8 protein-coding genes, 1 tRNA gene and 1 pseudogene are annotated in these 11,559 nt (G+C 46.7%); 9 read left to right on the forward strand and 1 reads right to left on the reverse strand.

The genetic code is table 11. The features are described 5' to 3' along the window. Positions 1-143: 143 nt before the first annotated feature. Entirely contained in the window at positions 144-365 is a 222-nt protein-coding gene (locus tag JNUCC31_RS25450) for an alpha/beta-type small acid-soluble spore protein (RefSeq protein WP_017689472.1), read from the reverse strand. 114 nt (positions 366-479) lie between these two features. Here JNUCC31_RS25450 and nrdR point away from each other — a divergent pair, with 114 nt between their 5' ends. The 9 genes and pseudogenes from nrdR (at position 480) to JNUCC31_RS25495 (ending at position 11,511) form a co-directional block, all read left to right on the forward strand. Continuing rightward, positions 480-947 carry a transcriptional regulator NrdR gene (nrdR, locus tag JNUCC31_RS25455; protein ID WP_024629154.1) on the forward strand — a complete coding sequence of 156 codons (468 nt, stop codon included), beginning with the start codon at positions 480-482 and terminating at the stop codon, positions 945-947. Positions 948-1,127: 180 nt separating this feature from the next. Beyond that, positions 1,128-1,203: transfer RNA gene (locus JNUCC31_RS25460), tRNA-Ala, on the forward strand. A gap of 255 nt (positions 1,204-1,458) precedes the next feature. Next, entirely contained in the window at positions 1,459-1,662 is a 204-nt protein-coding gene (locus JNUCC31_RS25465) for a winged helix-turn-helix domain-containing protein (protein WP_192265817.1), read from the forward strand. Between the two features lie 369 nt (positions 1,663-2,031). Beyond that, positions 2,032-5,373: an IPT/TIG domain-containing protein gene (locus JNUCC31_RS25470; RefSeq protein ID WP_228469243.1), complete on the forward strand. Its 3,342-nt coding sequence runs from the start codon at positions 2,032-2,034 to the stop codon at positions 5,371-5,373. 391 nt (positions 5,374-5,764) lie between these two features. After that, positions 5,765-6,574 (forward strand): alpha/beta hydrolase, encoded by an 810-nt coding sequence (locus JNUCC31_RS25475; protein WP_192273323.1) that lies wholly within the window; start codon positions 5,765-5,767, stop codon positions 6,572-6,574. A gap of 59 nt (positions 6,575-6,633) precedes the next feature. Next, positions 6,634-7,155 (forward strand): MarR family winged helix-turn-helix transcriptional regulator, encoded by a 522-nt coding sequence (locus JNUCC31_RS25480; protein WP_192265821.1) that lies wholly within the window; start codon positions 6,634-6,636, stop codon positions 7,153-7,155. 172 nt (positions 7,156-7,327) lie between these two features. Next, positions 7,328-7,465, forward strand: a pseudogene (locus tag JNUCC31_RS25485) (BBE domain-containing protein); the annotation flags it as partial. Between the two features lie 304 nt (positions 7,466-7,769). Continuing rightward, positions 7,770-10,466: a winged helix-turn-helix domain-containing protein gene (locus JNUCC31_RS25490; protein WP_192265824.1), complete on the forward strand. Its 2,697-nt coding sequence runs from the start codon at positions 7,770-7,772 to the stop codon at positions 10,464-10,466. Positions 10,467-10,590: 124 nt separating this feature from the next. Then, on the forward strand, positions 10,591-11,511 hold the full coding sequence (locus JNUCC31_RS25495) for an NAD(P)-dependent alcohol dehydrogenase (protein WP_192265825.1): 921 nt from the start codon (positions 10,591-10,593) through the stop codon (positions 11,509-11,511). The last annotated feature ends 48 nt before the right edge of the window (positions 11,512-11,559 follow it).

Here is an 11,559-nt window from a genome sequence, read left to right on the forward strand (position 1 = left end):
CAGTAATATAGGTTTGGGTGGATTTTTAAAGGTTCTTATCTTTGTCTGAAAATCGTTGTTTGAAATATGTAGAAGCACAGAGCAGGCCGGTTGTTCACCGGCCGCCCCATGCTCCTCTGTATTACCGTATTACAATGAAGATATTATTGGTATTGACCTGCCAATTGCTGTTCTGCAATTGTTACCAGACGCTTCGTGATGTATCCACCGATCGAACCGTTCTCGTAAGAAGTCATGTTACCTTGGTATCCGTCTTGTGGAATGCTGATTCCGAGTTCTTGAGCAACTTCATATTTCATTTGCTCGAGAGCTGCGGAAGCTTTAGTTACCACCAGGTTGTTGGAGTTACCATTGCTTTGTGCCATTGCTGTTCACCTCCTCGCGGTTGGTAAAAGTATTATGTGTCGGCAATACGATTTTCATAACTATTGATAACAGGGAATTTGTGGTAAAAAGTAAAACATGGGAAGTGATCTGAATTGAAATGTCCTTATTGCGCGTATCTGGGCACAAAAGTGCTTGATTCAAGGCCAGCCAATGAATCGAAATCGATTCGCCGTCGTCGGGAGTGTGAGCAATGTAGCCGTCGATTTACAACTTTTGAAATGGTGGAAGAAACACCGCTGATCGTGATCAAGAAAGATGGCAGTCGGGAGGAATTCAGCCGGGACAAGATTCTTCGTGGACTGATCCGGGCATGTGAAAAACGTCCAGTCTCTGTAGAGACACTGGAGATGATGGTATCGGAAACGGAAAAGGCTTTGCGTAATACAGCCGATGCTGAAGTCGAGAGCCGCCAAATTGGCGAATTGCTGATGGAACAGCTGTTTCCGGTGGACGAAGTAGCCTATGTACGTTTTGCTTCGGTGTACCGTCAATTCAAAGACATTAATATGTTCATGAAAGAATTAAAATCTCTTTTGTCTAAAGAAGACATCGAGGATTAATGGAGCGGAAAAGGAGAAGAGCATTCTGGGTTACGGTCATGTGTTCCAGGTAAAAGGTTGTTCTTCTCCAATTATTTTGGTTTGCAAAAAAAATGTTGACAGCAAAAGCCGTATTTTATATGATATAGGAGTCGCCTGCGAAGCATTGCAGAGTTGGAAAACGTGGTACATTCATAGTTTGGGGCCTTAGCTCAGCTGGGAGAGCGCATCGCTGGCAGCGATGAGGTCAGGGGTTCGATCCCCCTAGGCTCCACCAAAATAGTAAATGCACGCAGTTCCTCGGAACTGCGTTTTTTGTTTTTTGTATGGACATACGCTGATAGAACGAAGAAAGTGCCATACGAAATAATATTCGATATTTACTGAACGAGAACTCATAATGTTATATAATAGCAGATAACTGGACAAGCATTTTCTTGCTACATAATTTGAATTCATAGTTTCTACAAAGTGCTGTACCTCGCCAATACGGTAAAATAAAAAGAGAGTCAACCGAAGGACGGTATAGACAATGACAACAAAATCAAGAACTATAATCGCCGAGACGATTGTCAGCAAGAAACCAGTCGATGTGGGTTTCGAAGCTCGGCATACCTGGACATTAGCTATCTTGATTGCTTGGATCGAGCGACAGTTTGGCCAGTCGTTAGCAGAAAAAGGTGGATCTAAGTTACTTACACGGCTTGGACTACTTATCTACACCAAAGATACATAAATACTTGCCCACCCAAAACCGGCTGAGAAAAGAGCATTTCGTGAGATCACGCTCCCAGCACTGAAAGAGCAGGTCATGCAAAGAAAAACAGATCACTTACTATTTAATAAACGAGTCGACGATTCGTGCATGTTTGGCGCTGCAATACATGGTTTCTTTAAGTGGCAACTCTCCAACCAGAATTTTTGGTCGGTTTCTAACTTGAATATAAAATCTTTAGTTCATCTTATATAAGTTCGACGGAGGTGAGCCTTTTTTCGTGTAAAATTTGTTCGGAACGGTTTTTTACGGTTGAAATTCGCAGTGAATCCTAACTTAGAGAGTGGGTAACAGGATATGTATAAAACAAGAATAATAAGAAAGTTATTTATGGGTGTAATCATTTTAAGTTTGCTGCCATTGTACGTATTTGACAAGGCGTTTGCCGCCACTCCAACAGCCACCATTGTTGTAGCTGACGAAATTCTGACTTCCCCGTCACTGGTAACGTTTACCTTTTCAGAAGCGGTGACTGGATTTGACCTTGGTGATTTGAGAACAGGTAGCGGCATTCTTAGTGAATTAAAAACTTCTGACAATATCACCTATACCGCAACCCTCACGCCGCCTCTAAGCAATCGCAGCGGCCCCTTCCATATTTCGCTCAATCATTCAGGTGTAATTGCCGGAGGCAATGTGGGGAGCGGAACCACCGTATCTAACAATTACTATGTCGACACAGTTATGCCTTCCGTTACAAGTGTATCTGTTCCTAGCAATGGTACTTATGGTGTAGGAGAGGACTTGAGTTTTACAGTGAACATGGACGAGATCGTTGTCGTAACGGGCATTCCAACAATCTCTATAGTCGTAGGAGCAACGACTGTATATGCAACCTATGCAGGCGGTTCGGGGACAAGCGCGTTGCAATTTAGATATACCGTCCAAACCGGACAATCTGATAGTAACGGGATTACCATAGGAGCCTTGTCACTGAATGGCGGATCAATTAGGGATGAAGCAGGTAACGATGCAGTATTAACGCTTAATAGCGTGGGCAGTACGGCGGGCGTGCTAGTAGATGCAATCCCCCCAACAATAATAAGCCTATCGCCGACATCGGGTCCGACGACCGGGGGCACGATCGTCACGTTGACTGGTACGAAGTTCTCTGGGGCCACCGCAGTGATGTTTGGTGCGACGGAGGCGATGTCCTATACAGTGAACTCGGCGACACAAATCACGGCCATCGCCCCGGCGGGTAGTGCAGGAACGGTAGACGTAACGGTAACGACGATGGGCGGTACATCAACGACATCGGCGGCGGATCAGTATACGTATATAGCCGCGATAGCCGCGCCAACGATCGCGAACGTGTCGCCGGCATCGGGTCCGACGACCGGAGGCACGACCGTGACCTTGACCGGTACGAATCTGACCGATGCAACGGCAGTGATGTTTGGTGCGACGGAGGCGACGTCCTATACAGTGAACTCGGCGACACAAATCACGGCCATCGCCCCGGCGGGTAGTGCAGGAACGGTAGACGTAACGGTAACGACGCCGGGCGGTACATCGGCGACATCGGCAGCGGACCAATATACATACCATGCCGCGCCAACGATCGCAAGCGTGTCGCCGGCATCGGGTCCGACGACCGGAGGCACGACCGTGACCTTGACCGGTACGAATCTGACCGATGCAACGGCAGTGATGTTTGGTGCAACGGAGGCGACGTCCTATACAGTGAACTCGGCGACACAAATCACGGCCATCGCCCCGGCGGGTAGTGCAGGAACGGTAGACGTAACGGTAACGACGCTGGGCGGTACATCAACGACATCGGCGGCGGATCAGTATACGTATATAGCCGCGATAGCCGCGCCAACGATCGCGAACGTGTCGCCGGCATCGGGTCCGACGACCGGAGGCACGACCGTCACGTTGACCGGTACGAATCTGACCGATGCAACGGCGGTGATGTTTGGTGCAACGGAGGCGACGTCCTATACAGTGAACTCGGCGACACAAATCACGGCCATCGCCCCGGCGGGTAGTGCAGGAACGGTAGACGTAACGGTAACGACGCCGGGCGGTACATCAACGACATCTGCGGCGAATCAATTTACGCGGTTTGTTGTTACGTACGCGATCAGCCCGTTGTCGGATGAGTCGCTGAATGCGCTGACCGCAGGGTATGCATCGGGGACGCAGGAAACGAAAACGGTCACCTTGACACGAACGGGAACCGGCGACTTGACGAGCTTGGCGACAGCGCTCGGCGGAACGAACGCCGGCAGCTTTACGATTACGCAGCCGACGGTGACAACGCTCAATAGTGGGACTCCGTCGACGACCTTTACGGTAAAAGCGAATGACGGACTGGCCGCAGGGACGTATAAGGCTACGGTAACAGTGTCTGCCGGGGGCATGACGCCCGTTACCTTTACTGTAACGCAGGTTGTTAATAGTAGCAGTAGCAATGGCAGTGGCAGTGGCAGTGGCAGTAGTGGTGGAACTACTCCTGTTACTTCAACCCATTTGGATATTGACCAAAACGGCATTATGATTGACTGGGCTAAAATCGACAGCAGTAAGCCGTCCGTCACTCTTGAAGTTACACCAAAAGACGGCGTAGCCTATGTCAGAATACCGGCAAGCATTTTAACGAGCATTGAGGGCAAGAACGCTACTTTCTTCATTGAGATTAAGACTCCTTACGGTAGCTATCAAGTGCCTGTGAATCTGGCATCGCTCATTCCGGGGCTGAAGGACTTGTTAGCTAAGAATAACGTGAACAACGATGACATTAGCTTTAAAATCACGTTAACCAACAAGTCTGATGATAAGGACTTCCAGGCAGTATTTGCAAACAGCATGCCGAATGGCCAAGCAATGGGTGCAATTGTAGATTTTCATATCGATATCATCAACACCAAGACGGGACAAACAATCGGAACGGCAGATAAGTTCAGCAAGGCGCTTACAAGAGTGATTCCGATGCCCAAGAGCGTGACCGACATGCCTGCTCAATGGGGGGCATTCCGCTATAACGTAACGACAAAGAAATTGGAGTTTGTGGCAGCTGAGAAAAAACAGATTGACGGCGTATGGGTTGTGAAAATCAACTCCTATTCAAATAGTGTCTACGTTGTGGCACAAAACACGGTAAGTTTTGCCGATGTACAGCAGCATTGGAGCAAATCTGATGTCGATCTTGCTGCTGCGAAAGGACTAGTCGAAGGCGTAGGCGGTGGACTGTTTGATCCTAACAAAGTGGTAACAAGAGCAGAGTTTACCGCTATGTTAGTCCGGGCGCTTGGACGCGACACCTCTGATAAGGACATGGCGCCTTATAACGATGTCAAACCAGGTACGTGGTATTCCGGCGAGGTATCCACAGCGAAGGAGCTCGGACTGCTCGCCTTTGTGAAAGGAAACAGCTTTAACCCTAATCAGCCGCTTACACGAGAGGAAATGGCTAGTATGCTGGCGGCAGTGGGCAGACTTGAACAGTTGACGATATCCAAAGAGCCGGTGAGCCTTAATGGCTTCAAGGATATCGGAAACACGGATATAGCCTATCTTGAGGACGTTCGTCTGATGGTCAAGCTTCATATCATGACAGGCAAGAGCGCAAATACGTTCGATCCGAAGGGGGAGACGACGCGTGCGCAAGCTGCGGTTGTGTTCATCAGGATGCTACTGGCGCTGGGTTCAATCGATAGATAAGAATGGAAAACCCGCTTGAGCAGATATAATACTGTTCAGGCGAGTTTTTTATAACCCGGGCCTTAGCCGCAGATGGGAGAGCGTATCGCTGCCAGAACACCAAAACACATTAGAATAACGTGAACCAAGGGCTGTCTCCGTCATTTCATGACTACGGGGCAGTCCTTTTTTATTCTTGATTCACTCATATGAATCTGGACAGCGCGTAAAAGGGATGTTATATTCTTTCTGTAAGAAACAATATTATTCGTGAAGGAAATTATAAATGATAAACTCGTTATGGTTACTTTGCGAATAATGCATATCAAAAGAAAAATGTATATCATATCAACAAAAGGCTCAAGACGATTAGCCTGTGGATGCTTGAGCACAATGAAGGGATGGAATGATGATGAGCCTTATTGAGACAGCAATTAAATCCTTTGACGGAACCCAGCTTTATTTCAGTAAAAATATTGTAAGCGATGCCAAGGCGGCCGTGGTCATTGTCCATGGCTTGTGTGAGCATGCTGGCCGCTATGATTATTTGACGGACAAACTGAATAACCGTGGGTTTAACGTATACCGTTTTGACCATCGTGGTCATGCAAGATCAGAAGGGCAGCGTACATTCTACAGCGATTTTCATCAGATCATTGATGATGTGAATGTAGTTGTTGAAACAGCCTTGCAAGAGAGCGGCGACATTCCGCTTTTTGTCATTGGGCATAGCATGGGTGGCTTTGCATCTTCTTCATTTGGAACGAAATATCCGGGCAAGGTAAAAGGGATCGTTCTATCCGGAGCACTAACTCGTTACCATACACAGGTTGCGGGAGAACTTCCGCTTGATCTTCCCCCGGGTACGTATTTTCCGAATGAACTTGGAAGCGGCGTATGCAGTGATCCTGAAGTTGTATCCGCTTACACAAGCGACACATTGGTAGAAAAGCAGATATCCGTAGATTTATTTAATAGTTTGGGCTACGGAGTAACGTGGCTGAAAGAACATGCGAAGCAATTCGTCGATCCGGTACTTGTACTACATGGAGCGAATGACGGGCTGGTGAGCGAACAGGACTCTCGTGACTTTTACGGGGATATCGCTTCGACGGATAAAACATTGAAAATCTACGCACATCTCATGCATGAGATCTTTAACGAACCAAGTCGCGATGAAGTCATCGAAGAAGCCATCACATGGATTGAAAAACATATCTGATTTCAGTACATTAGATAGAGAGAGAAAGCGTGAGAATATGAAGGTGAAAGGGATTACGCATGAAATTAGATTGGATGGGCGACCATCGGGATCTTATTGAGAAGATCATTAAGTACGGAAATGCATACTCAAACACGTATAAGTTGCAGCGAAGTTACGGAACAGATATGACGTTCTCTGCTTCACAGATTCAGACGCTCGAATATATTCTGGAAGCGGAGGATCAAGAAGAGAAAATGTCCGAAATGGCTGCTCGCCTCGGCGTAAGCCGCAGTACATTCTCCAAAAACGTTAAAAACTTAAAGGAAAAAGGATTGCTTGAGAAATATCATTTAAGCGGTAACCGCAAAGATATCTACGTAAAACCTTCAGACAAAGGTCGGGAGGTATATGCGAATTACACTGAATTTGTCCGCAAGCTTTGTTTTGATGACATTTTTAAACAGGCAGACCAAATCTCAGAAGCAAACAAGGAGAGCTTTATTCGTATCATGGATCTGCTCGCAGATGTGCTCGTCTGGTATGGTGAAAAAGAACAGGAACCACGCAAGCTCATTAAAATGGATGATGGTGATGCGTGAGTGAATTCAGTTTAAATTTACAAGATGATATCATTATAATCATCGCACATCCGAAAGAGTTCGCCCTCAAGCTGAATAGCCTGAAGGTAAACTCTTTTTTATTTCACACATTAGCCCATTCCCTCCGCTGATGTCCTTCATACAGTATATGCTGCTTATGTTGAATTGCTGCCAAGGAATTAAGGATTCCGGGCCAGTGTACTATGGTACTAACTATGCCAGATTGCAGAGAGTAAAAGCCAAATATGATCCGAAAAATGTGTTCAACAATCCTCAAAGTATTACTCCGGCGCGAAGCGCAAAAGGTTAGATAACTTTCTTGCTGGGGCAGGCCGTCCTCGCAAATAAAACGTGACTTCTTAGTCTCATTATGGACTCCGGTTGTGCAGTCAGTCGGTTGTGAGGCGGAACCGAAGTCTGATGGTGGAAGTTAAATATGAAACCACTCTTCGTTCACTGAGTTAATGGAGCCAACACACCGTGCAGAGTTATAAATGCTACTAACCTGCCATAAATTGGACTACGTATAACCAGTGGGTTAAACTGGATGGAAATAAGGACTATGTCTACTATGTTGTGCCACGTGCCGCAATTTTAGAATGGGGGTTTTGGTCTTGCCTGTTCCTATTTTATTTACCAAATTACATTGTCCTATGCTCCGATCCAAACTGGTCGATCGACCGCGTCTGACCGAGCTTCTAGACGAAGGGGTGCAGCGCAAGCTCACTCTGGTCTCTGCTGCTGCCGGCTCTGGCAAAACAACGCTAGTCAGTCAGTGGCTCGAAACTAGTCCCCATTTGATTGCCTGGATCTCACTGGAAGAAGCGGATAACGATCCGGCACGGTTTCTAATGTATCTCTTTGCTGCCATGAATCACATCGTCCCCTCACTTGACGAGGGAATCACCATGTCTATCCAATCCCAGCAGCTACCTCCAACGGATACGATGATGACCTATCTACTGAATGAAGTTTCTGTTATACCAAATTCTATTGTTCTTGTGCTTGACGACTATCACTTTATTCAATCGGAGCAGATTAACGACGTCCTTGGCTATATGCTGGACCATATGCCATCGCATATGCATCTAATCATTACTACTCGTCAGCAGCCGAGAATGTCCCTCTCACGTCTGCGAGCAAGGAATCAGGTAATTGAGATTAGCGATAGTGATTTGCGTTTTACCTCTACGGAAGCCAATATGTTTCTGACTCAGGTCATGGGAGTGATCCTTTCACAGGAGGACACGATGTTACTTGAAGCCCGGACAGAGGGTTGGATTGCAGGCTTGCAATTAGCTGCCTTATCCATACAGCGATCTTCTGATCCAAAGGCTTTCATGGATTCTTTTAATGGCAATCATCCGTTTATTCTGGACTATCTGGTCGAAGAAGTTTTGGAGCTTCAATCGGAAAGGATACAGACCTTTCTGTTGCGAACCTCCATTCTTGATCGATTATGCGGCCCTTTGTGCGATGCTGTATTTCAGACTGGCAATAACAAAGAATCTCTGCCAGTTGATTCATCTGGACAACACATGCTGGAATGGCTTGAGCAATCCAACCTGTTCGTTGTACCGCTGGACAATGAGCGGCGCTGGTATCGGTACCATCATCTTTTTGCAGATTTGCTTAGAAAAAGGCTTCACCAAAGTTCGGTGAACGGAACAGTTGACCCTGAGAATAGTATTGCAGAAATACATAAACAGGCCAGCATCTGGTATGAGGATAATAATTTCGAACTTGAATCTTTCCACCATGCCGCAGCCTCGGGAGACATTGATCGAACCGCACGCTTGCTGGATGGAAAGGGGATGCCACTGCTCTTTCGGGGGGCGATTGCTCCTGCTCTCCATTGGTTACGTTCCTTATCGGCAACAGAGATGAATGCCATGCCCTCACTATGGGTCATGTATGCTTCTGCATTGTTAATGGCAGGCCATCTGGCAGAGGTTGAGCCAAAACTGAAAGCTGCTGAACAAGCCATTCAGCTCAGAGGTCATGACGGGGTTGACCCCGACATGATTGGTCATATGGCCTCCATACGGGCTACACTGGCAGTCAGCAGGCACGAAACAGATATCATTATTGCGGAATCACAACTTGCGCTGAAAAGCTTGCATCCTGACAATCTGCCAGTCCGTGCAGCTACAGCCTGGACGCTGGGTTATGCTTACCAGCTTCAGGGAAAGAGAGAGGAAGCCGGATTATCTTATATGGAGGCTTTGTTGAACAGTGAAAAAATAGGGCATCACATCATTACAATTATGGCTACACTTGGTCTGGGAAATATACAGGAAGCTGATAACCAGTTGCATCTGGCGGCAGAACACTATCGCCGTGTGTTAAACCTGACAGGCAATCCTCCGTTGCCTATTGCTTGTGAGGCTCATCTGGGACTTGCACGAGTGAATTATGAGTGGAACGAATTGGACGCTGCCACGCATCATGCCCAACAGAGCGTACAGTTGGCCCATCAATTCGGGCAGACAGATCGAGTTGTTGCCAGTGAGATAATTCTCGCGAAGGTGATGGTTGCTGCCTCGGATATAAGCAGAGCTGCTGCTATATTGAAAAAAAATGACGTTATTGCCCGTCAGCAAAAATATGTGAAACAGATACCAGGTATTACTGCTGAATATGTTCTTGTATTGATTCACCAGAACAATCTGGAGGAAGCTGAACGATTGTCTCAGGAGAGTGAGCTCCCTTGCAGTCAGGCCAGGGTACTTTTGGCACAAGGAAAGATTTCGGATGCGCTATCGATAATGGAATCCCTTCTTGCAGATACAGAAGCCAGTAACTCTAAGGATGAGCAACTCAAGGCAAAGATTTTCTTGGCAGTTATATTCCATGAACATGGGATGATTGAAAGAGCCAAAAGCCTTCTGGAGGAATCTCTGGTGATAGCTGAGCCGGCAGGCATGATTCGGATGTTTATAGATGAAGGTGTACCCATGTACAACTTGTTAAAGAAAATGATGCCTCATGGAAACGTACAAAGTTATTGGCACCAATTGTGGATGGCTTTTGAAACAGAACGATTGAGGAAGGGACTCACTTCGGATGAGAATCGAAACATGAAGCAATTGCAGTTAAATGTGTCTGAGCTGAAAAATGATCCTTTGAGCGAGCGAGAGCTGGAAGTGCTGAGGTTAATTGATCAAGGACGATCCAATCGTGAGATTAGTGAGAAGCTTCATATTGCACTTCCGACGGTAAAAGGGCATAATCGGGCTATTTTTGACAAGTTACAGGTGAAGCGTCGTACCGAAGCAGTAACTCGGGCACGTGAATGGGACCTTTTGTAAGATAAAAGGGACAAATGTTTGCGAGTATTGGTCGGAGACATATGTTAAAACCATACTTTAGTATCTACGTCCACATACCTCTTTTCGGATATACTGATTCCAAATCAAGGTATGGAGGAGATGTATGAAAGCTATCGTATGTACCAAATATGGATCACCAGATGTCCTTAAGCTCATGGACATTGCCAAAGATTCCCCCAAGAATCGGGAAATACAAATTAAAATCCACGCAACCACGGTAACATCCGGGGACTGTAGGGTCCGAGGTTTCAAGAGTCCGTTATTGTACTGGATTCCCATGCGTCTGTTTCTTGGCATCAGCAAACCGAGGAATTCAGTTCTGGGTGTGGAGCTGGCAGGAGAGGTTGTAGCTATAGGCGAAGATGTCAGAAGATTCAAGAAAGGTGATCAGGTGTATGCATTAAACGGAATGCGATTTGGTGCACATGCGCAATATATATGTCTGTCCGAAGAGGCACCAGTTGCTCTTAAACCAGTTAACGCGACATATGAGGAAGCCGCAGCCATTCCGTTTGGCGGAACAACTGCGCTACATTTTTTGCGAAAAGGAAAGATCCAGAGCGGACAAAAGGTTCTGATTTATGGTGCTTCAGGAGCGGTAGGCACGGCCGCTGTCCAGCTAGCCAACCATTTTGGATCAGAAGTTACTGGAGTGTGCAGCGGAGCAAATGCCGGGTTGGTGAGATCGCTTGGAGCACATCACGTTATCGATTATACGATGGAAAATTTCGCTGAAAAAGGCCAACGTTATGATTTGATTTTTGATGCTGTAGGGAAAATTTCAAAAGCTCAATGCAGGAAATCAATGGAGTCCGGCGGTAGATATGTAACCGTGGATGGGCAAGGCATTGCCAAGGTAAGTGAAAAGGACTTGTTGCTCCTCAAAGAGCTGACAGAAGCCGGAGCCATCCGGTCAGTTATCGATCGACGGTACCCGTTGGAGCAAATTGCCGATGCGTACCACTATGTGGAGAAAGGACATAAAAAGGGGAATGTAATTATTACGGTTGGACATGAGGGCTGAGAATGAAGATAGGTCCAGCATAAGACAACGGCTTAGCGAACACGCCAT

The sequence above is a fragment of the Paenibacillus sp. JNUCC-31 genome, from assembly GCF_014844075.1.
In the GTDB taxonomy this organism is placed as follows: domain Bacteria; phylum Bacillota; class Bacilli; order Paenibacillales; family Paenibacillaceae; genus Paenibacillus.